We start from the raw sequence: 22,629 nt of genomic DNA, 5'->3' as shown, positions 1-22,629 counted from the left end.
GGATTTCGAAAGAAATCCGCACACCGCCCTTCGCTTTTTCTCTTTCCCGTCTTATCCGGGGCGCTGGCTAACGCTTAGCTAATACCGGTAACTCGATCAAGACCCGAGTTCCGGGCCCGGTGCGATCTTCCCAGTCAATATTTCCGCTTAATTCGCTGCTGACGAGTGTGCGCACAATCTGCAGGCCTAGCCCTTCCTGCCGCGGACCGGCGGGTAGTCCCACCCCGTCATCGGTGATGGTGACGATGAGGATGTCCTCGCCTCCGGCATTACGCCGGCGCTCGGCATCTAGTCCCACCGTCCCATCGCGATCGACCAGTCCATGTTCCACGGCGTTGGTTACCAACTCGTTGATAACCAGGGACAACGGGGTGGCCAGTTCGGCCGGCAACTGGCCGAAGGAACCCGTCCGTTCGGTGGTCACGTGCTGCCCCGGTGAGGCGATCTCCACGATCATGCGGAATTGCCGATCAATCAACTCATCAAAGTCCACGCTCTCACTCAAACCCTGCGAGAGCGTCTCGTGGACCGCGGCAATCGTGGCGACTCGACGCATGGCCTGATCCAGGCCCTGCCGACCCTCCTCGGATTTCATGCGGCGTGACTGCATCCGCAGCAAGGCAGCTACCGTCTGCAGGTTGTTCTTCACCCGGTGGTGAATCTCGCGAATCGTGGCGTCCTTGGACACCAGCTCCTTTTCCCGCCGTCGTAGCTCACTGACATCGCGACACAAGACCAGGGCACCGTAGCGCCCCTGAGAATTACGCAACGGAATTGAGCGCAGGGACAGGGTCACCCCCATCGACTCAATCTCGGTGCGCCACGGCATCTTGCCCGATACCACCAGGGGCAGCGCCTCATCGGTCATTCTGCGGTCCTTGACCAGCGCCATGGTCGCCTCGGAGAGCGACTTGCCCTCGAGCGTTGGTGCCGCGCCCAGGCGACGGTAGGCGGAGACGGCATTGGGGCTGGCATATTGCACCACGGCCTTGGCATCTAGGCGGATAAAGCCGTCCCCCACACGTGGCGCGCCGCGCCGCGAACCGGTGGGCGTGGCGAAGTCCGGCCACAGCCCTCGGGTACACATGCGCAGAAGGTCCTCGGCGCATTGTTTGTAGGTTAGTTCCATCTGCGAGGGCATCCGTGTCCCGGCAAGATCAACGTGCACCGAGAGCACCGCCAAGGTCCGCCCATTGCGGACCATCGGCACCGCCTCGATGAGCATCGAGTGCTCCCCGGCGCTCGTGTCTCCGGCATCCGAACGCACGATGTCTTGGGACTGCCAGGCCGCATCCACCAAGGGTTTAAGATCCTTACGGATCCGCTCCCCCACAAAGTCGGTATGGAAGACCGTGTGGGAGGTGGAGGGACGCACATGGGCAAGCGCCATGTACGTCCCACCGGGGACCGGGAACCACAACACCAGATCCGCAAATGCTAGATCGGCGACGAGCTGCCAGTCCCCCACCAAAAGGTGTAACCAGTCTTCATCTCCCGGACCAAAATCCGCTGTCTCTCGCAGTTGGTCAGTGAAGATGGCCAAGGGTTTACCTCCGTACGATGGAACGCAACAGCCGCAGGGCTACCGACAGTGACGCCATATCATCGCGTTCCAGTCGGTTCACTTCCGCGAACATGTTCTGTGCACGATCAAGATTAGCCGCGTTCGCTTCCATCCACGCATTCACACGCGCCGCCGCATCAACTTCGCTCGAATCCGTTGCACTCACCACGTCCCGGGTGAAGTCGATGACCGTCGAGTACAGGTCATCACGTAGGGCCGCGCGAGCCAGTGCCTTCCACCGATCATCACGTGGCAGCGCGGTGATCCGTTCGAGCAGCGAGTCGATGCCGAAGCGGTCATAGAGCACGTAGTAGACCTTGGCCAGTTCGCTGGGCTCGGTCCCGGTGCGGGTGGCCAGCTCGGCGATGTCCAGCAGCACAAATGATTCGAATTGCTCGGACCAGCGCCCGGCCAGCGCTTCGCCCAGACCCCAGCTCCTGCCCTCGGCGGCCAGCGCGGCCACACGTTCGGCGTCGGTGCCACGCAGCAGCTCCCCGATCCCCGGGCGCAGTGACTGCACGGTGGGGGCCAGTGCGTCGATGGCCCCCTGGACGCCGCGTTCGCGATCCACGTGGTGGACGTACCAGCGGGTGGCTCGATCCAACAAACGACGCAGATCCAGGTGCAGACGGCACCAGTGCGCCGAGTCGAAGGCGGCCGGAAGCGCATTGATCGCATCGATCTGCTCATCAAACTTGTAAATCTCGCGCAGCGCCACAAAGGCCTTGGCCACCTGGGACTCCGAGGCCCCGGTCTCCTCCATCACGCGGAAGGCGAAGGTGGTGCCGCCGATGTTCACCATGTCGTTGGCCACCACCGTGGCGATGATTTCACGACGCAAGGGATGGGAATCGAGTTCCGCGCCAAAACGCTCGGCCAACTGTGTGGGGAAGTAATTGCGCAGCGTCTGCGCAAAATACGGGTCATCGGGCAGATCCGAGAGCGCCAAGGCGCCAGCCAGCTGGATCTTCGCGTAGGCGACCAGCACCGACAGCTCCGGGGTGGTCAGCGAGCCGCCGTTACCCAGCCGCTCCTCGAGCACCTCGGTGGAAGGCAAGAACTCCAGGGCACGATCCAACTCCGCGTGCTCCTCGAGCCAGTCCATCAGCCGTTCGTAGGCCGGTGACATGGCGGCGAGTTCCTGCTTGTCGGTGACCAACAGGACGTTCTGGTCATAGTTGGTTTTCAGGACCAGTCGGGCGACCTCATCGGTCATCGAGTGCAGGAAGTCGGCGCGCTCCCCCGCCGCCAGCTTGCCGGCAACGACCATGCGGTCCACGAAGATCTTGATGTTCACCTCGTGGTCCGAGCAGTCAACACCTGCGGAGTTATCGATGGCGTCGGTGTTCAGGATGACTCCATGCAGCGCCGCTTCGATGCGCCCACGCTGGGTCATGCCCAGGTTTCCGCCCTCGCCAATCACGCGGGCCCGCACCTGATGACCATCCACCCGGATGGCATCGTTCGCGCGGTCCCCCACCTCGGCGTGGGACTCGTCGCTGGCCTTCACATAGGTGCCGATGCCACCGTTGTAGAGCAGATCAACCGGCGCACCGAGGATGGCGCGCAACAGCTCATTCGGGGCCATGGTGCTCACGGTGCTGCCCAATCCCAACACGTTGCGGACCTCGGGGGAAATCGGGATGGACTTCAGCGAGCGGGAGAAGACCCCACCACCGGCGGAGATCAATTCCCTGTTGTAGTCGGCCCAAGAGGAACGTGGCAGCTCAAAGAGGCGCTGGCGTTCGTCAAATGCCGCGGAAGAATCCGGGGTGGGATCCAGGAAGATATCGCGGTGATCAAAGGCCGCGAGCAGTCCGATGGTGCGCGTACGTTGCATGCCGTTACCAAACACGTCCCCGGACATGTCGCCCACCGCCACGGCGCTGAACGGCTGGGTCTGGGTGTCAACACCGAATTCGGTGAAGTGGCGCTTCACCGATTCCCAGGCGCCGCGGGCGGTGATGCCCATGGCCTTGTGGTCATAGCCCACCGAGCCGCCGGAGGCGAAGGCGTCACCGAGCCAGTGGCCACGGTCGGCGGAGATCTCGTTGGCGATGTCGGAGAAGGACGCCGTCCCCTTATCGGCGGCCACCACCAGGTAGGTGTCGTCCCCGTCCAGGCGCACCACGTTGGCCGGTGGCACCACGCGTTCGCCGTTGTCATCGGCGACCAAATTGTCGGTGATCTCCAGCAGCGAACGAATGAAGATTCGGTACGCGGCCTTGCCCTCTTCCATCCAGGCCACACGGTCTTCACCGGGATTGGGCAGCTGTTTGGCGAAGAAGCCACCCTTGGCGCCGGTGGGAACGATGACAGCGTTCTTCACCATCTGCGCCTTGACCAGGCCCAAAACCTCGGTGCGGAAGTCTTCACGACGATCACTCCACCGCAGACCACCGCGGGCCACCTCGCCGAAGCGCAGGTGCACCCCCTCGAGGCGCGGGGAGCAGACCCAGATTTCGTACTTGGGCCGCGGGAACGGGGCATCATCGATGGTGCGCGGGGACAGCTTGAAGGCCAGCGCCGCGGGATCGGTGAAGTAGTTGGTGCGCAGGGTGGACTCGATGAGGTTCACAAAGCGGCGCAGCAACTTATCCGCATCCAACGTCGGGACCTTTTCCAAGGATTCCTCGAGAATTGTCTGGGCCTTCGCGATGGCTGCGGCCGACTGCTCGGCGCTCAGCGCCGGGTCAAAGGTTCCCTCGAAGAGGGCAATGATGCCGCGGGTGACATCCGGGTTGGCCACCAGGGTGTCGGAGATGAACGTGTAGGAGTTTGATACCCCCAGCTGATGCAGGTACCGGGAGTAGGCCCGCAGCAGCGCTACCTGCTGCCAGGAAACGGCCTCCAGGAGCACCAACCGGTTCATGGTGTCCGACTCGGCCTTGCCTCTGACCACCGCGGAATAGGCCTCGCCGAGCAGTGGGGCTGCCTGCAGCGGGTCGATACCCGCCGGGAATTTCAGTCCCAGGTCGTAGAGGTAGCGCGGTTCGGCGTCGGCCGGGGTGATGGCGAAGGGTCGTTCCTCCACCACTTCCAGGCCCAGGTGCTGGAGTACCGGAAGGATCTTGGACAGGGAGAGCGGTGCCGTGAGGTAGAGCTTCATCCGGGCGTTAACCTCGGAATCGATATCCTCGTCGGGGACGGCAAACTGCACCACCGGGCCCTGCTGGTCGGGCTCCTCGTACTGGCCAAAGCGTTCGATGTCGGCCAGCGCGTCTTCCACCTCAAAGTCAACGCGGTAGGCGGCGGGGAAGGCCTCGGCCCAGCCGGAGGCCACTTCGGCGCCCTTCAACGCTCCATAGCGTTCATTGGCGGCCATGCCGATGCCCTCGGACCAGGAACGCACCGCTGCGACCAAGCGCGTTTCGAGGGCCGCGCGATCCACCACGGGGGTCAGTCCGTGGCGCTGGAGGCGGATTCGGTAGAACAAACGGACCAGGGAGGATTCGCTCATGCGTGTTTCGAAGTCCATCGACTCCGCGTTGAAGGCGGCCGAAAGTTCCTTCTCGATGCGCAGACGTACCCCGGTGGTGAAACGGTCACGCGGCAGGTAGACGATTGCCGACATAAAGCGCCCGTAGACGTCGGGTCGCAGGAAGAGGGAGGTGCGGCGGCGTTCCTGCAGGCGCAAGATGCCCAGCACCGTGCTGGTCAAATCCTCCACGGAGATTTGGAAGAGCTCATCTCGCGGGTAGGTCTCCAGAATGGTGACGATGTCCTTGCCGGAGTGCGAGTCCGGGGCGAATCCGGCACGCTCGAGCACCGCGGCGACCTTGTCTTTGACCACCGGGACGCTGCGCACCGAGGAGGTGTAAACACTCGAGGCGAAGAGCCCGATGAAACGGCGTTCACCGTTGACGTTGCCCGCAGCGTCAAAACGCTTTACACCCACGTAGTCCAGGTAGACCCCACGGTGCACCGTCGATCGGGAGTTGGCCTTGGTGATTACCAGGGCGCGCTTGTCACGGGCCATGGCCCGGCCGCGCTTGGTCAGGTGCTGAAGCCCGCTGGCCGATTCGGTATTGCGCATGAGCCCCAGACCCGATTCAACCTGCAAGCGCAGCACATCTTCGTGGTTTTCGGTGATCAAGTCGTATTCGCGGTACCCCAGGAAGGTGAAGTTCCCGTTGTCCAACCAGTGCAGCAAGTCCACGGCACCGTCGAGGTCCGGGATCTCACCGGCACCGGTGACGGTGCTCAGCGAATCGGCAATCTCGTGGGCCTTGTTGCGCATCGCTGGCCAGTCATCAACCGCCGCACGCACATCACGCAGGATCCGTTCCAGGCCCGCGACGAGTGCCGCCAGTGCCTCGTCGCTGGGTTCTCCGCCCAGCTCCACCGAAATCCAGGATTCGATGGCCGTGTCACGGCTGCGGGCCACCAACGCGGAGATATCCGGAAGCGCGGCGGTATCACCGCTGGCGATGTGTTCGTTGGCAGTCACGGAGTCAAAGGAGGTGATGTGTCCATCAACGCTGTCCCTGCCCACGAGGAAGGTGGGGTGCACCACCACGTTGATGGCCTGCTTCTGGCGCACGATCTCGGCGGTGACAGAGTCCACCAAAAACGGCATGTCGTCTGTGACCACGTAAACGAGGCTGACTCCATTGTGCCGGGACACCGCGACACGGGCGGTTTTCGCCTGCCGTTGCCAGCCGGCGGTGAGGTGTGCCGCCACCCGAGCATGCAATTGCGCTGGCGTGTAGGACGCAGCATCTTCCGGTGCCAATTGCGCATAGTATGTGCCGACCAATGTGGGCGTGAGTGTCTCAGCGATGAATGTTTCGGACATGCTGGACTCCGACGAGTTCAAAAGAACGCCTCCGTGGATTGAAGTGCTTTGCGCGTCATTGCGCACTGCTTGTATTACAACACTATCCCGCCCCGTTACGGACGTCACATCGAACGCGAGAATCTGCGCAAGATCGGCATTTTCGACCGCGGATGCTGCCCCGCAAGGGCAGAGATGGCCAACCGCAACTGCGAATTCGGAGCTATTTCTGCTAGCGCGCTGCCCGCCAACAACGCCGCATCGACCGCCGGCGCATCCTGTGGCAGGTATCCGGCAATGGGAACTTTCGGCCCAAACCGCGCCCAGGTCTCGGCCAGCGCCGTGCGCGGCGAGGCCCCCACGTTGGCGGCCGAGACTCGATTAAACAAGACCTTGGTATCCACATCGCCGAGCACCTCATGCATTTCTTCTAGGGCCCGCACCAACCGCGGTACCCCGATACTGCTGGCCGTACCCACGGCATAAATCTCATCGGCCATTCGCAGCATGGCGGTCGTGACACCATTACGTTGCGGGGCCGCGGTATCAAAGGTCAATTCCTCATCAAGTTCCACGGGAGCAGCCACATCGATCACGATGTCGTCACAGATCTCCTGCAATGCCAGCACCGCGCGGCGTAATGCCGTGGGACGCAGCTCCGGCCACCGGCTGGCGCGCGGCAACCCGGTGGCCACCCGCATGCGAGCGCCGGCTATCACCACGGGCGCGCAGATGCGTTCCAAGGTTCGCGCATCAAATCGCCCGGCGTCGACGATCCGGCACATCTGCGCGATGCCGGCCGCCTCATCGAGCAGGCCCAACTGCACGGCCTGGGAGGCTCCGTAGGTGTCGGCATCCAGCAACACCACGTCATGACCACCCAGGGCTCGCTCCACCGCATAATTCAGCGCCAGCAACGACCGTCCGGGTGATCCGACGGGTCCCCAAAACACCACCACGCGGGCCTTGTTTGCAGACGCCGGCGCCGCCGGTTTTCGTTCCGCGGCCGGATTTTCTCCGGGTTCGCGGTGCCCCAGTTCCGCCCTGGCCCGAGCGACCAAAATGCCTAAGTCTTCGGCGCTAATCGAGACGGCTGCCACGTAGGCCCCGGCCGCGCCGAGCCGTGCACCCTGGGCGCCGTCGTCGCACAAGACCACCACCGGAACCCCGCGCTCGGCCATGGCATCGATGTCCGCCGTCTCCACCAGGGCGGGGTCCCCGGCCAGAATCACGGCATCGGCGAGCCCGGTTTCACACAGAGCGATAGTTTCAGACATTTCGGTGCAACTGCGGGCGACCGTGAGCGCGCCGCGGTGACGTTCTAATCGCTCAATGACCGCACCGTCGTCGCCATGGACCACCACCGAAATACTCACGAGGCACTGGCCTGCGGGTTAAAGACCACGGTGATGCGAGCCTCGTTGGCCATCGCCTCCAAGAGATCGGCCAGCGATTCATCAACCACCAAGATCTCCACCAGGGTGCCATCGGTGCCGCCGAATCCTGTGGCACGCTCGGTACGGGCCGTGACCTCGGCGGAGGGTAATAGCAGCGAAGGTGGGGCGAAGGCGTTGGCGGTCCGGTCCTTCAGTGATACCCAAACATCTACGTGGGCGCCGGAGGTGATGGCCGCTGGCAGGGTATCTGGCAGGTTGATGGACACCGGACGCCGGTTGGATCCATCCGAGAGACCAAGTGCGCTGCGCGGCACCAGCTGTCCCGATCTGACCAAGCTATTGGCACGTGTACCTTTCAGCAGCGCGGGGTCCGCCGGCACGTAGCGTTCCTCCAGAGAGTCAAGCTTCACGTTCACCACCAAGAGCTTCTCGGCGGTAATTTCCTCGCCGAGGGAAATATCGGCCTTGGCCGCATACATGGGGGTGGTGCGGTCCATGGAGCTGATCAGCGTAATGACCCCGACGCAGGATGCCAACACGATCAGAATGCCCAGCAGGAGTCGCGGATCCTTCCAGCTGGGTTTACCCAACCTTTGGGCCATCGGCGTGCCAGCGTCCTTCGCCTTCCCCATGCCAAGTCCCCCTCGGTCGATGCCCACCGGTGCCCCTTGTGGGTCACCCTACGCCGCGCTCAGGGCCCTGAGAAGGGGCCGATGTGCGGTTGTGGATATCAACGCTGTTGTATTTGGTGCCGCGGGTACCTCATGACCCGCTGCGCACCCGGGCGATGGCGTGAAAGGGAATACTCACCCGCCCGTTGACCGCCGGAGTTCGGCGGAATTCGTCGTTCGGGTGCAAGGCCACCTCCACGAAGTCCTGACCGACCTGGTCGAGGGTTCCGCTGGCCAGCAAGCTTCCGTCGATGCCACCAACCGAGACGCGCGCCCGGTCGCGCACCAGCACGCGTAGTGCTTGGGAAAACTTCACGCGACTCTCCGTTGGCTCCGCCAACGTCCGGGTCCGCTCCCGGGCCATCCACCAGCTCACCGCGTTGATCGGGACGAGCTCCTCGGTGCCCGCGCGGTTGAGCATCAGCCAGTCCTTCCCGATGCCCGCTAGCCGCCCGCCCAATCGTTCCCCACCGAGTAGTTGCAGATCAACGTCACCACCCACGGCACCGGCCAGGCGCTGCACGAGTGTCTGGCGGGCGCGTTCGATCCGCACGATCTCCCGGACCTCACTAACCTGGTCGCGCGCGGCCGCGGCCGCGAATTGCGCTTCTAGGTCGGCGAAGAGCGATTCCCATCTCATGTGCACACCATAGATCCAAAAAAACGTTCGCGCCTACCCCTAGCAACTTCGGAGATGAAGTGACATCATACATTTACAAACGCCATCAAATAACATCAAACAACATCTAAAGAGGTCGCGATGCGCACCCGAAGCGGTAGGGACGCCCTGACACTCATGGCACTCACACTCCTCTCCCTGGGCATGCTGTGCGCCAGCAGGGTGCTCTGGGCAGCCGTGGGCGCACATTCACTCGCCGAGGCACCGTTGGACCTTTCATCCCTTGAACGCCTCACGGGCGTGGCCCTCGGTCTGCTTGGCGCCATGGTCTTGCTGTGGTTGGTCGCCGCTTTCGCGTGCGCACTGGGCGCCCGCCTAGCATTAGCGCTTGGGCGGCGCCGGGAATCTGCGGCCCTGGCTGCGCTGGTACCGGGTTTTGTGGCCCGTCTGACATTGGCGGGGTTAAGTGGTTCATTGGCGTTGACAACGATCGCTCTCGCCGCTCCCCCGGCCGTGGCTGGCCCCGCGGTGACCGTCGCGGCCGACTACCAGCCCGTCAGCGAGATATCACCACCAACATCTCCCCTGGCCGACACCGCATTCACATCAACTGATCCGGGCGCTGCCGAGTCCAGCCAGAATGGCAATGAGCTTCTGAGCCCCGGCTGGATCCCGCATCGCGTTCCGTTGCCGTTGCAGCGCCTGCTCGGTGGCGAATCCACACGCACCGCCATCGAGGTGGTGGTCCGTCCGGGCGACAGCCTATGGGCCATCGCCGCGCGCAACCTCCCCGACGATGCCTCCGTTAGGGACATCGCCGAGGCCTGGCCTCGCTGGTACGAGGCGAACCGCCAGCTGATCGGTTCGAACCCCAACCGCCTTGCCGTCGGAACCATCTTGCGGGCACCTCACCAGAATGCGCAGCGCTCATAAGCTCCGCTGTGCAACACCGCTCGTCGAGAAAGTATCATTCGTCCATCAGGAGCTACCGATGTCCGCCATTGCAGTTCAACCATCCATTCAAACCACCGAGCCGATCCACGTATTCAGAAATAACCCGCTTCCCGGCGCCGACCTGCGGGCACCTCGAACCACGGCCAGACGTTTTCCCGAAGCATTTCGAGCTCCCGCCGTTGCCCGCAGACGTCGCTGCCTGCTCGATGCCACGGCGCCTCCTGCCCTCCGCTCACTTCCCGGATCTGCGCTGCGGGACGTTCCTGAGGCACGGCGCGGCCTTGAGGAAGACCCACCGGAGAACTCCCCCAGCATGGCCGCGCAACAGGTATTTGAGAAGCTCTTCCCGCCAGAGATCAGCCCGCTGGCTCCACGGGAATCGGTAGCCGCGGTTGTTCATGCCGCGGCACCGGCGGTTCTTGAGGTCCTGGCCGGTGCCCGTCCGGTCCGTCAGCTGAATCGGGCGCTGAGTCCGGATTGCCTCGGAAAATTGGAGGCCCATATGCTCCTGAGTGATCCCATGCGTCCTGATCCCACCACGCGCTGCTACTCCAACCCACGGGTGATGTGCATGCGAGTCACCCAGGTGCTGCCGATGGTCTTTGAGGCAGCGGTGATCCTGCGCGACATGCAAAAAGTCCGTGCCACCGCTCTACGAGTAGAGCGGTGGCACGGACGCTGGCAGATTACTGCCTTGGAGATTGGCTAGCTGCGCTTGCCCTTCTTCTTTTTGTTGGCCTTCTTATCTGCGGCTTCCGGGGCACCAGCGGTGCGCTCGGTGTGCGTTACCGCCTCGCCGGTTTCTTCCGGTGCGGTGTAGCGCAATGTTGATGGTTTAGCCGGGGCTGCCAGCCCCGGAGTATTGAGCACCGGCTCGGAGGTCATCGAACGGGCATCCGTGACACCCGGTAGCGAGATTTGCGGCTCCTGACGAGTTTCGACCTCAATGTTGAAGAGCATTCCAATGCTTTCTTCGCGAATCGATTCCATCATGGTCTGGAACATCACGAAGCCCTCACGCTGGTACTCGACCAGCGGGTCACGCTGGGCCATGGCACGCAGGCCGATACCTTCCTTGAGGTAGTCCATCTCATAGAGGTGTTCCTGCCATTTACGGCCAATCACCGAAAGCACCACACGACGTTCGAGTTCACGCATATTCTTTTCGCCGACAGCCTCCGTGCGCGCTTCGTATTGCAGGCGTGCATCGGAAAGGATTTCACGCTCAAGCAGGTCGGCGGTGATAGCGTCACGGTGGCCGGCTTCTTCGCTCACCTCGTCGATGGTGATCGAAATCGGGTAGAGCTGCTTGAGGTTCAACCAGAGTTGTTTCAGGTCCCATCCCTCGGCATGACCCTCAATCGTTGCCTCCGCGACCATGGCCTTAACAACGTCTTCGAGGAAGTGACCAACCTTTTCCTGTAGGTCTCCACCCTCAAGAATCCGGCGGCGGTCCCCATAGATGGCCTCGCGCTGACGATTCATAACATCGTCATACTTCAGCACGTTCTTACGCTGTTCGGCGTTGGTCCCTTCCACCTGAGCCTGAGCGGTTTCGATGGCCTTGGAGACGATCTTGGATTCCAGGGCCACATCGTCGGGCATCGAGGGGTTGTTCATGATGCGCTGGGCTGCACCGGCATTAAAGCGGCGCATGAGTTCATCGGTCATCGAGAGGTAGAAACGCGACTCGCCCGGGTCACCCTGACGGCCGGAACGTCCACGCAACTGGTTATCGATGCGGCGGGACTCGTGCCGTTCGGTGCCCAGCACGTACAGGCCGCCGGCGTCGGCAACCTCCTGAGCCTCGGCCTGAACTTGCTTCTTGGCCGCGTCAAAGACGCCGTCCCAAACGCGCTCGTATTCCTCCGAGTTAGCTTCCGGATCCAGGCCGCGGCGCTCCATCTCGGTCACCGCGTGGAACTCGGCATTGCCGCCGAGCATAATATCTGTACCACGGCCGGCCATGTTGGTCGCCACGGTCACCGCGCCCTTCTTACCCGCCTGGGCGACAATCGCCGCTTCTCGGGCGTGCTGCTTGGCGTTAAGGACTTCGTGGCGGATGCCCTGCTTGGCCAGCAGGCGGGCCAGATATTCGCTCTTTTCGACGCTGGTGGTACCCACGAGCACCGGCTGGCCGGTGGCGTGGCGTTCGGCGATGTCCTGGACCACTGCGTCGAACTTGGCAATCTCGTTCTTGTAGATCAAGTCGGCCTGGTCCTTGCGCAGCAGCGACTTGTTGGTCGGGATCTCCACCACGCCGAGCTTGTAGGTGCCCATAAATTCGGCGGCCTCGGTCTGCGCCGTACCGGTCATGCCCGAGAGCTTCTTGTAGAGGCGGAAGTAGTTTTGCAAGGTCACCGTCGCCATGGTCTGGTTTTCGGCCTTGATTTCCACCCCTTCCTTGGCCTCGATGGCCTGGTGCATGCCCTCGGAGTAGCGACGGCCAGCCAATGAACGGCCGGTGTGCTCATCAACGATCATGACCTCGCCGTTGATCACGACGTAGTCCTTGTCGTTCTTGAATAGTTCCTTGGCCTTGATGGCATTATTCAAGAACCCGATGAGCGGGGTGTTTGAAGCCTCGTAGAGGTTGTGAATCCCGAGGTAGTCTTCAACCTTTTCGATGCCGGGTTCTAGGACGCCGACGGTGCGCTTCTTCTCATCGATTTCGTAGTCGGTTTCCAGGCTCAGACGGTTCACAAGTTTGGCGAATTCGTTGTACCAGCGGTTAACGTCGCCGGTGGCCTGACCGGAAATGATCAGCGGGGTACGGGCCTCATCGATGAGGATCGAGTCAACTTCATCGACGATCGCAAAGTTATGGGCGCGCTGGACGAGCTCATCGGAGCTCCAAGCCATGTTGTCCCGCAGGTAATCGAACCCGAACTCATTGTTCGTTCCGTAGGTAATGTCGGTTTCGTACTGCTTGCGGCGCAGTTCAGGATCTTGGTTGGATAAGATGCAACCGTTGGTCAGACCCAAGAAACGGTAGACCCGGCCCATCAGATCAGACTGGTATTCGGCCAAGAAGTCGTTAACCGTCACCACGTGTACGCCCTTGCCGCTGAGCGCATTGAGATAGGCGGGCGCCGTGGCGACCAGAGTTTTACCCTCACCGGTTTTCATTTCGGCGATATTGCCTAGGTGCAGTGCGGCGCCACCCATGAGCTGCACGTCGAAGTGGCGCATGCCCAGAGTGCGGTCGGAGGCCTCACGGACAGCGGCGAAAGCTTCGGGAAGCAGGTGATCAAGGGACTCGCCGTCGGCGATACGCGCCCTAAACTTGTCGGTTTCACCACGCAGCTCTGCATCGGACAAGGCACGGAATTCGCTATCAAGCACGTTGATGGCGTCTGCGTATCCCCTCAAGGTCTTCAGCGTTTTCTTATCGCCGGTACGCAGGATACGTTCAAGCAGTGATGCCACGAGGCAGCTCCCAAATCTCAAGCACAGGAATTCTGGCGTGTTCAGTCTACGTGAGAGATTGCTTTCACTTGTGGCTTTTGACCGGTTTCGGGTGAGCTCAAGGAAAACTCCAAGGCCGCGGCCAGATTCCCATGTTGCGAAACGACCACCTCGTTGAGGCCGAGCCACTTCGCCATCAACAGCAATTCGGCGGCCAGTTCAACCGCTGTGTCCCCCGGCGCCCCCGGTTCTGCGAAGGAACCGCGGACCAATAGCCGACCCGAACTTCGATCGGCTTTCAGATCAACCCGGGCCACCATTCGCTCCCTTAAGAGGAAAGGCAAGACGTAATAGCCATAAACACGTTTGGCTGACGGCGTATAGATTTCTAGGCGATAGGTGAACCCAAACAGATTCTCGAGGCGTCTGCGATTAAAGACCATGGAATCGAAGGGACCCAGCAGAGCTCGACCGGCAGCCTTACGCGGAACCTTGGTACCGGGCAGCAGGTAGTACGTCTCGCTGATTCCGACGATATTGGCACGTTCAAGGGTGCCGCGTTCGGCAAGTTCTTCCAGAACGACCGCGCTTTGCCGAACCGGGAGCCGAAAATAATCGGCGAGGCAGTGCGCGCTCCCCACGCCATGAGCACGCGCCGCAGCCACGAGCAATCGCTCCATGCCGGCTCGCCCATCCGGGGTGGTTGCGGGGATACCCTTCGGGAACACCTTGTGCAGCGAGGTGTAGCGGCGCTCGAAGGCACTATTTCTGCCCTCGGTGCCAATTAGTCCTTCGGCGAAAAGTGCCTCCAAGGCCCTTTTAACCACCGACCAATTCCAACCCCACGCGTCGTTAACCTTCACGTGCTGGTGTCCGAGCTCCGTGGAAATCTCCCGAGATGTCATTGCTTGACGCGTATCCAACAAGTCAAGAATCTGCTCGGCCAAGACTCTGCCGTCCTCATCGAGCGTTTTTAGGCTGCCGATCCACTTTCGACGCTGCCAGGGCACCAGGTCGCCAAAGTGCTCGCTACGTACCAACGACGCCTCGTGTGCCCAGTATTCAACGGCTTGCCGGGGATGGCGCACCGCGAGGCGATCCAAAAGTTCGAGAGGATAGGGGCCAAGACGCGAATAGATGGGAAGGTACTGCGCGCGAGACAGCACGTTAACCGAGTCGATCTGGATAAGCTCAAGACGCGCAAAGGTCCGGCCCACCGCACCAAGAGTTACTGGTGTGGTGGGCCGAACCTTGTGCAAACCTTGGGCAGCTACGGCAACACGGCGGGCCTGAGAAAGACTAAGCGACCTGTTCATGAAATAACCGTAGTGCCTATTCGCTAAGCGTTGACCGGAGCCGCCTCGCGGTAACCACGGGTCTCGACCGTTGCCTCATCTGTGGCATCCGGATCCAGTGTGATGGTGCCATAAGAATATTGCTGGTCTCCCTTGGTCTTTCGAGCGTAGAGGACCGAATGGGCACCGGTGGCCGCATCAACGAAGAGATAGAACGGGTGTCCAATCATTTCCATGCGGTCCACGGCGTCATCAACACTCATGGTTTCGGCAGGGAAGACCTTGCGGCGAATTTCGATGGGCGGGGCGCCGTTTAATGCGGCTTCTTCGGCCAGCCGTGCTTCTTCCTCTTGCTGAGCAAGCCGGGTGGATTCGTGCAGCGGGATCGAGCTGGCCGCTGGTTCCAGACCACTGGTGGCCTCGTGGACAGCCTTTGGTGTCCGGGTGCCGTGGTGAACCTTGCGGCGATCCCGTGCCTTGCGCAGACGCTCAAGCAACTTGGCGAAGGCGGTGTCGAATGCCGCAAACTTATCCGCGGCTTTTGCCTCAGCACGGATTGCAGGACCCCTACCCAACACCGTCAACTCAACGGTCAGAGCAGAATCCGCGTTTCGTGCGTGCTGCTCCTTGGTGACTTTAATGTCCAAGCGCTGGATCTTCGTGGCAAGTTGATCGACCTTATCGATCTTCTCGTCTACGTATTCGCGAAAGCGATCCGTAACACTGACATTGCGTCCGTTGATCGTCATCTCCATGGTGTCCTCCATCATTGCTCAGGTGACACAACAGCGACCGAAGAATTCACTCCTTCCGGCCGCTGAAGATGGGTTCCTTTCCCCTTTCGGGGTGCCCATACTTCACCCTATGTCAGATGCAATATTAAGCAAGGATGTGCGGAGTATTTCTTCATCGCGCTCAGCGAACAACACGTTTCTCATCAGGTGCGGGCGTTGCTGCCACGACCACGGCTCCGCACAGTACAAGCCCGGAATCCGCTAGGGAACGCTGCGCATCGGCGAGCGTGGCCCCGGTGGTCAACACGTCGTCAATGAGCAGCACTTGTGCCCCGCGTGCCACCAGTTGGGCCGTTTTTTGTGACCCGTGTGCCTGCATCGTGTTGCGCACCGAGACTCTGGCTTGTCGGCTCTTACCCTTTTGCGCACCCGTGAACTGGTAGCTGCCGCGGTACCTCAGAAGATTTTCCACCAGCACCGCGCTAGGCAATACGCCGGAATGCCGTAGACCTTTTAACAACATGCCCACCGGAAAATAGCCGCGCCGAGACCGGGCGGCAAGACGAATGGGCACCGGAACTAATACGACCGGCGACCCAAACGTGGTCAGCGTGGTTATGCCTTCGCGCACCGCTCTGGCCAGCGCCGGCACTAGAACGGGAGCGAGGCCTGGCATCTGGTGGTTTTTGAAGGCCAGAATGACGGCCGCCAATTCGTGTTGGTAGGAACCTGCTGCCAGAACCGGGAGGGGCTCCTGATGCGGATTTAGTGGCAGCGCTTCTGCCCATTGCTCGACCCGTCGCGGGTGCAGGACCCCAGCGCGCAAAGCAGTCCCGCAGGCAGCACAGATGGTGAAATCTGGCCGTCCGCAGCAGACGCAGGCGACCGGCAGCAACAACGCGGCCGTACCACGTAGGGCGGCACGCATTCGCCGAACCACACCACGGTTCCACAGGGCGTCGGCGTGTCGGAGCCATGGTGAGGCCCCACGACGCGCTTTCCGGGGACCTCCGACGCTAGGAGCCACACGAAGCCTCGCGCTGCTGTGTTTCATGATTCACAGTCTGGGGCCAGGTAGCCACGGCTCGAATCCAAGGCAGCCGAGTTGTGGAGAAGTGGGCGGGGTTTAACCGGGGTACGAAAGGTCCCTGACCATCACGTCCATGATGTGCCATGAACTACCCACGCGTGTGTGGATCTTCTCCTTGGTCTCGGCATACACCTGACGGCGGTCCCCCGGGCCTGCCGAAAGATCCAGCAGTCCCAATAGCGGCAGATACGTCACGGTGGTGCCGGTCAGGCTGATCTCTTGTGCTTCGACTTTCTCGGTGGCGCTGGTGGTCGAGACGATGATCGAGACATCTGAGTTCCAGACCGCTTGGGTCACCGGAACGCTGGGGTAAATCTGCTTCGGTGGGGCAAATCCTCGCGGCGCACCGTCGCTGTCACGCAAAATGCCGCTAATCGACACACTTGATTCCCCGTTTTTTATCGAAACGATCAGAGCGCGCGTGCCATCGCGGGAGACCCTCAATGACGAAATTTTTGCCTTGGTGAACTCGCTCGCGGTGATCGGTCTAACCTTGCCGTTGACGGCGATATCCTCCGGAACCGCAAGGATTCGGGTGCTGGCCGAGTTATCCACGGTCCAGGTCCACCCGAAGGCATCCATACTGGGGCGGACCAAGTCTGTGCCGGTGGCGACCACCGAGGAACTGCCTTCCTCATCGATGGCGACCAGCTTGGAACGTGTCGAGTCGAGGAACGCAAAGCGGTTGCCCAGTGGGCTCATGGCCGGCAGTCGCGGCTGGTAGCCGGCAATGTCATTGATGCCACCGACCAGGCTGGGTGACTGCCCCTTGAGGAAGTACAGCGCGTTGTCCTTGATGCCGATCTGAGTGTCGGGCACCGCTGGGTTCACCTCGGCCGCCACAAACGCTGGATCTGCGGCGCTGAGCTTGATCTCCGACTGCTCATCACTCATCAGTACCGAGCTGACCCCACCGAGACCGCTCAGCGTCAACTCCAGCTGCTGCTCCATCTGCTGGCGCGAGAGCTCGGTGGAATCGATAAATGTTGCCGAGGTCAGGTCGACGGTGGCCCTTTGGGACTCGATGGGTACCGAAGAACGGACCAATGCACTGCCCTCGGGGAAGGCCGAAACAACGGCATTTTCAAGGTATGGAGCGGGGCCGGCTAAGAGCGCCTCGACCATGGAGGCAGCAACTCCGGTGCGGGTGAGGAACCAGCGCACATCCGGGACGGCATATTGGTAGCCAACATCGTAGAAGTACAGGGTCTGCGGGGCGAAGACATGAGAGAACTGGTTCTTCTCCATCATGATGCCGTCGGGCAGCTTCGAGATGCGCCACTGGCCGTCGACCTGGACCAGAGAAACATCAACGGCACGAGTGGTGTGCGGGGGCATTTCGGTCAAAATGCCTGCGGCATCCACCTCGGAGATGACCTCCATCTGAATGGTGAAGGTGTTCGGCTCGGCCCCGGATATCACCGAGGGGCGTGCGTCATAGACCAGGGTCCGCACCGTGCCCTTCCAGATTCCCGAGGCCTTGGGGTTCAGAAATTCGCGGGCTACCTTGTAGTCGTTCTGGGCGTCGATGCCCGCCTCGATGAAACCCTCGACGATTTCGGTCGGTGTTGCATCCTTGACCGGGCCGGTGCCATTAAAGACCACATTGTTCTCGTCCAAGGTTCCTTCCGGGGCGATGGACTGCACCGGTGAGTTGCGTGGGATGGACGCACACCCGGTGATCACCAACAGGATGGCCGCCAGCACGGCAAATAATCGCATTCCCGCTGCCCTGTTCCTACTCATGTGGGTGTTGCCTTCCTTGCGGGTGCTCGCTACCGGTGCGTTCGTCATGGCCCGAATTTTCGTCGGGAATCAACGGCGCGGCAGGTTTGAATCCGATGGCCGGAATTTCCCCGGTCAGCGGGAAGGAGACAACCATTCCGCTGTCTAGGATCGCATCGGCCAGCACGATGGGCTCCAGCGGGAGCGGAGATGCCACAATTTCCTGTCCCAGCAGACGCGGCAGAGTCAGCCGGAAACAGGAACCCACCCCGCGCTCACCCCACGCCTCCAACCGCCCGGCGTGCAGCCGGGTATCTTCAAAGGCGATCGACAGGCCGAGGCCCGAGCCACCGGTGGTGCGGGCACGGGCCGGATCTGCTCGCCAGAACCTGTCAAAGACTCGGTGCGCAGATTCCGGGCTCATGCCAATGCCACGGTCGCGTACGGAGATGGCAACGGCGTTGTCATTTCCGGCGACGGTGATATCGATGGGATTACCCTCGCCGTGTTCGATGGCGTTCATGACCAAGTTCCGAACCACGCGTTCGATGCGCCGGGCGTCCATTTCTGCCACGGCTCCCCCGGATGGGGTGCCTAACCGCAGCACCGAGCCCATGGCCTCGGCATGTGGATTTGCCGCGTCGATCACGCGTCTGGCCACCGACACCAGATCGGTGGGGTCAGCGTCCAGTACCGCCACGCCGGCGTCAAAGCGCGATACCTCTAGCAGGTCGTTGAGCAGGATCTGGAACCGTTCAACCTGGTTGTACAACAGCTCAGAGCTGCGCTTATTGATCGGGTCGAAGTCTTCGCGGGCGTCATAGAGTACCTCCGCTGCCATCCGCACCGTGGTCAGGGGCGTTCGCAGTTCATGGGAGACATCCGAAACGAAGCGCTGCTGCATCTGCGAGAGCGACGCCAGCTGATTGATCTGTTCCTGCAGTGATGTCGCCATGTGATTAAACGAGTGGCCAAGTCTGGCGATTTCATCCTCGCCGGAGACCTTCATGCGTTCATCAAGCTCACCGGAGGCTAGCTTCTCGGAGACCTGCGCCGCTGCTGCCACCGGGCGGACCACCGCACGGGTGACGTACCAGGTGATGCCGCCAACCACCAGCAGCAGAATCCCGCCGACCAGGCTCATGGCGCGGTTAATGAAGTCGAGGGTCTTTTGCACGCTGGTCAGGTCATAAACCAGGTAGAGACCGTATTCGGTGCCCGGTGGCAAGGTCACCTTCGTCCCGAAGATCAGTCCGGGTCCGGCATTGGGCCCGGCGTTGAGCTCGATGGATTGCCAGTAGACGGCGTTGGACTCTTGGATCTGCGTGGACAGCGCCTCCGGGACGATCCGGGAGGTGAGATCGCCACTGGCTGTGGGACCCACGTAGAGGTTGTCGGCCCCGCGCAGCGGAACCAAAACAAAGTCACGCGGCACCAAGGCGGTATCGCCCTCGAGGATTTTCAGCGTGCTGGTGACCAGTGAGTGGGTGCTACTGCGATCCGTGGTGGCTGCCGAATCGAAGATCGAGCGGACCTGATTCAGCCCACGCAACGACTCGGACTCGACCTGATTAAATCGTTCCTGAAAGAGTCCTGTAGCAATCTGGTTTGACAGGAACGCGCCGGCACCCAGCAACGCCACCGCGGTCAACACGACGGCAGAGATCACGGTGCGGAAGAGCAGCGAGCGGGTCCAACGCGAACGGGTCTTCGCCTTGACCTGCACCACGGCCCCCACGGCCCGGCCGTACCAGGGAACTTTGGGCGCAGCTGGCACCAGCACATCCGTTGGCAACACGGTGTTGGGCCCCCGCAGGGGTTGGTGCGGCGGGAGAGAATTCATGCTTCCCGTCATGTGCGGGCTCAGGCCTGTCCGGCCTTATATCCGACGCCGCGCACGGTGAGCACAACTTCGGGACTTTCTGGATCCAGTTCCACCTTGGAGCGTAGACGCTGAACATGCACGTTGACCAGGCGAGTATCGGCGGCGTGGCGGTAACCCCACACCTGCTCGAGGAGCTGCTCGCGGGTGAATACTTGCCACGGCTTGCGGGCCAGCGCCACCAGCAGATCAAATTCCAGCGGGGTCAACCCGATCGGCGCATCCGCTCGAGTCACCCGGTGCCCGGCGACGTCGATGCTCAAATCCCCAATTTTCAGGGTCTCCGGTGCATGCTGTTCTCCGGTGCGCAGCCGGGCACGCACGCGGGCCACCAGCTCGGCCGGTTTAAAGGGTTTGGGGACGTAGTCGTCGGCGCCGGATTCCAGGCCACGGACCACATCGGCGGTATCAGATTTGGCGGTCAGCATGACGATCGGGACGTCATCTTCGGCGCGGATCAGCTTGCAGACCTCAATGCCATCGAGCCCCGGCAACATCAAATCGAGCAACACCAGATCGGGCTTGACCTCGCGGAAAACTCCTAATGCCTTGGCACCGTCGTAGCAGAATACGGCTTCAAAGCCATCATTCTGCAACACGATGCCGATCATTTCGGCCAGCGCCTCGTCGTCGTCGACAACCAAGATGCGTGCCTTCATAATCTGCCCTTTCGTAGCTATGCTCGGGAGACCCTTAATAGTAGGCACCCGGATACCTCAAGAGTACATGAGCACACCGGGCAAATCGCTTCGGAAACGGCAATTCACCACGTGCTTTGGCTCCGGAGCCGATGTCAACGAAGCCGCGGCGACACAGTTTGACGCCGAGCGACGCCCACGCACCCGCCCGGCACCAGATTGATGCGACACACCGCGCGCACCGCCGGGCCAATCGCTCACCGATCACACCGGAAGAACTAAGCGTCGACGCGTACCTGGTTCAGTGCCTCGGCGTAGCTGGCCAGCCGCCCCAACAACGTTGTAGCACCAGCGGGTGAGAGCTCACCGAGCCCACCGGTGGGCATAAGCACCAGCGCGCCAAGGTCTTTATCACTGAGACCGAGCTGACGCCAGGGCCGCCGCAGACCCGCCACGGCGTCGACCACCCCCGGTGCCTTCTGGCCCGGCTCTAAGCTCCCGAGCCATAAACGCGTACCGGATTCCACGGCACCGGCCAATAATTCCCATCCCGGGACGGTCAGTGTTGCGGCATTGGTACCCAGCCCATCGGCTCCCGCCTCTAAGGCAGTGGTGGCCAACTTGGTGAAGGTCTCCGGCTCGGCATTCAATCCGAAGACCACCGAGGCGGCGCCCGCGGCGTGCAGGGAGTCCACCAGTTCGCTCCACCACCCGCGCAGTTCGGCCCGGGGCACCGAACGCAGGGTGCGGTATCCGCTGGCCGTGGGCAATGTTCCGTTCAGGACATGCCCGGCATCCGGTTCATCGATGTAGACGGTGATCCGTTGGCCACCGGTGATCCGTGCCAGCGTCGAAAGGTGGCGTGCGGCGCCAAGGGCCAGGGACGCGGCAAGGTCGCGGCGGGCCCCATGGTCCACCACTGCTCGTTCACCGCGATGTAAATAGAGGTTGGCGGCCAGCGTGGCCGGGCCGGGAAACTGAATCTTCAGTTCGGTGCCGGAATTTTCCTCCGCGCCGATGGCATCGGAGAGCACGTTCATGTCGGTGCGCAGCGCCGAGGCCGCTCGCCTGGCATCAATGCCGGGGGCAGCGGCCAGCCGCCAGCCGTGCGGCTGCAAGTCAACTTTGAGCTCCTCGAGGAGCTGGGCGCCACGACCAATAGCGTCGGATCCGACCCCGCGCGCGGGAAGCTGCTGCAGGTACGGCAGGTTGGGAGCACCAAGCTCGCCGCGAATCACCAGCGCCGATTCCATCGGGTCGGTCCCCGGCATCGGCCCATGGCCGCTGGCCTGTACGGCGCGTTCCATCGGTTCCGGGCTGGGGTGCTGTTGGCTGGGGAGCATCAATTAGTTTCCGGACTCGGCGTGCGTTGCCGAAATCGTGTTGTGGTGCCTGATGACCTCGGAAATGATGAAGTTCATGAACTTCTCGGCAAATTCCGGGTCAAGATGCGCCTCATGGGCCAAGCGACGCAGGCGTTCGATCTGCGCCTTTTCGCGTCCCGGATCACTCGGCGGCAGGGAGTGCACGGCCTTGAGGTGACCCACCCGTTGCGTGGCTTTAAACCGTTCGGCCAGCAGGTACACAAGCGTCGCATCGAAGTTGTCGATGCTGCCGCGAATCGACAACAATTCGGCCATGACCTCGTCCTGGACCGTGTCGGCCAGGGATGATGCGGTGGGGTCATAGGGGTCGGTGTCGGCGCCGCCGTCTGCCTGCGGGTTGTTCTGTTGGCTCATGGTTTCAAGTCTAGGGTTGCCCGCGCCTCAGCTGGTAACCGTGACACGTCTTTGCGGCAGCGATCAGCGTTGGGCGTATGTTCGGCGCTCATGGCGCGGAACAAGTGGTGGTGGGTGTGTCCCCCAATCAGAACCC

Annotated in this window: 16 protein-coding genes; 2 read left to right on the top strand and 14 right to left on the bottom strand. The window is 61.9% G+C overall.

The features are described from left to right. Positions 1-67: 67 nt before the first annotated feature. The 5 genes from KUF55_RS06525 to KUF55_RS06505 form a co-directional block, all read right to left on the bottom strand. On the bottom strand, positions 68-1,543 hold the full coding sequence (locus KUF55_RS06525) for a sensor histidine kinase (protein WP_132364797.1): 1,476 nt from the start codon (positions 1,541-1,543) through the stop codon (positions 68-70). A 4-nt stretch (positions 1,544-1,547) separates the two neighbouring features. After that, positions 1,548-6,362 carry an NAD-glutamate dehydrogenase gene (locus KUF55_RS06520; RefSeq protein ID WP_218818357.1) on the bottom strand — a complete coding sequence of 1,605 codons (4,815 nt, stop codon included), beginning with the start codon at positions 6,360-6,362 and terminating at the stop codon, positions 1,548-1,550. A 104-nt stretch (positions 6,363-6,466) separates the two neighbouring features. Next, positions 6,467-7,717, bottom strand: a complete 1,251-nt coding sequence (locus tag KUF55_RS06515) for a chromosome partitioning protein (protein ID WP_218818356.1) — start codon at positions 7,715-7,717, stop codon at positions 6,467-6,469. Beyond that, a complete protein-coding gene (locus KUF55_RS06510; protein ID WP_218818355.1) occupies positions 7,714-8,370 on the bottom strand; it encodes an SAF domain-containing protein in 657 nt (218 codons plus the stop codon). The genes KUF55_RS06515 and KUF55_RS06510 overlap by 4 nt, the downstream gene beginning before the upstream one ends. Positions 8,371-8,500: 130 nt before the next feature. Further along, positions 8,501-9,049 (bottom strand): hypothetical protein, encoded by a 549-nt coding sequence (locus tag KUF55_RS06505; RefSeq protein WP_218818354.1) that lies wholly within the window; start codon positions 9,047-9,049, stop codon positions 8,501-8,503. A gap of 156 nt (positions 9,050-9,205) precedes the next feature. Between KUF55_RS06505 and KUF55_RS06500 the strand changes: the two genes are divergently transcribed. Then, complete coding sequence (locus tag KUF55_RS06500) at positions 9,206-9,961, top strand: LysM peptidoglycan-binding domain-containing protein (RefSeq protein WP_218818353.1); 756 nt, start codon at positions 9,206-9,208, stop codon at positions 9,959-9,961. Between the two features lie 58 nt (positions 9,962-10,019). Continuing rightward, the gene (locus KUF55_RS06495) at positions 10,020-10,691 is read left to right on the top strand and encodes an Rv3235 family protein (protein WP_218818352.1); all 672 of its coding nucleotides are present in this window, start codon (positions 10,020-10,022) and stop codon (positions 10,689-10,691) included. Here the strand turns inward: KUF55_RS06495 and secA are convergent. The 9 genes from secA to KUF55_RS06450 all read right to left on the bottom strand — a co-directional run bounded on the left by secA (position 10,688) and on the right by KUF55_RS06450 (position 22,493). Next, positions 10,688-13,411: a preprotein translocase subunit SecA gene (gene secA, locus KUF55_RS06490; RefSeq protein WP_132364783.1), complete on the bottom strand. Its 2,724-nt coding sequence runs from the start codon at positions 13,409-13,411 to the stop codon at positions 10,688-10,690. The genes KUF55_RS06495 and secA overlap by 4 nt on opposite strands. 41 nt (positions 13,412-13,452) lie before the next feature. After that, positions 13,453-14,706 carry a winged helix-turn-helix domain-containing protein gene (locus KUF55_RS06485; protein WP_218818351.1) on the bottom strand — a complete coding sequence of 418 codons (1,254 nt, stop codon included), beginning with the start codon at positions 14,704-14,706 and terminating at the stop codon, positions 13,453-13,455. Between the two features lie 23 nt (positions 14,707-14,729). Then, positions 14,730-15,440 carry a ribosome hibernation-promoting factor, HPF/YfiA family gene (hpf, locus tag KUF55_RS06480; protein ID WP_132364779.1) on the bottom strand — a complete coding sequence of 237 codons (711 nt, stop codon included), beginning with the start codon at positions 15,438-15,440 and terminating at the stop codon, positions 14,730-14,732. A gap of 160 nt (positions 15,441-15,600) precedes the next feature. Next, positions 15,601-16,347: a ComF family protein gene (locus tag KUF55_RS06475; protein ID WP_218818350.1), complete on the bottom strand. Its 747-nt coding sequence runs from the start codon at positions 16,345-16,347 to the stop codon at positions 15,601-15,603. Between the two features lie 198 nt (positions 16,348-16,545). Beyond that, the gene (locus tag KUF55_RS06470; RefSeq protein ID WP_218818349.1) at positions 16,546-18,255 is read right to left on the bottom strand and encodes an LpqB family beta-propeller domain-containing protein; all 1,710 of its coding nucleotides are present in this window, start codon (positions 18,253-18,255) and stop codon (positions 16,546-16,548) included. After that, positions 18,248-20,077 carry an MtrAB system histidine kinase MtrB gene (gene mtrB, locus KUF55_RS06465; protein ID WP_132364773.1) on the bottom strand — a complete coding sequence of 610 codons (1,830 nt, stop codon included), beginning with the start codon at positions 20,075-20,077 and terminating at the stop codon, positions 18,248-18,250. Before mtrB ends, KUF55_RS06470 begins: the two co-directional genes overlap by 8 nt. A 20-nt stretch (positions 20,078-20,097) precedes the next feature. Beyond that, a complete protein-coding gene (mtrA, locus tag KUF55_RS06460) occupies positions 20,098-20,775 on the bottom strand; it encodes an MtrAB system response regulator MtrA (protein WP_132364771.1) in 678 nt (225 codons plus the stop codon). Positions 20,776-21,032: 257 nt separating this feature from the next. Then, positions 21,033-22,097, bottom strand: a complete 1,065-nt coding sequence (locus KUF55_RS06455) for a hypothetical protein (protein ID WP_218818348.1) — start codon at positions 22,095-22,097, stop codon at positions 21,033-21,035. A 3-nt stretch (positions 22,098-22,100) separates the two neighbouring features. Further along, on the bottom strand, positions 22,101-22,493 hold the full coding sequence (locus KUF55_RS06450; protein ID WP_132364767.1) for a chorismate mutase: 393 nt from the start codon (positions 22,491-22,493) through the stop codon (positions 22,101-22,103). Positions 22,494-22,629: the final 136 nt, after the last annotated feature.

The sequence above is a fragment of the Paeniglutamicibacter sp. Y32M11 genome, from assembly GCF_019285735.1.
In the GTDB taxonomy this organism is placed as follows: Bacteria; Actinomycetota; Actinomycetes; order Actinomycetales; family Micrococcaceae; genus Paeniglutamicibacter.
This window is presented reverse-complemented; position numbering and strand designations above follow the sequence as displayed.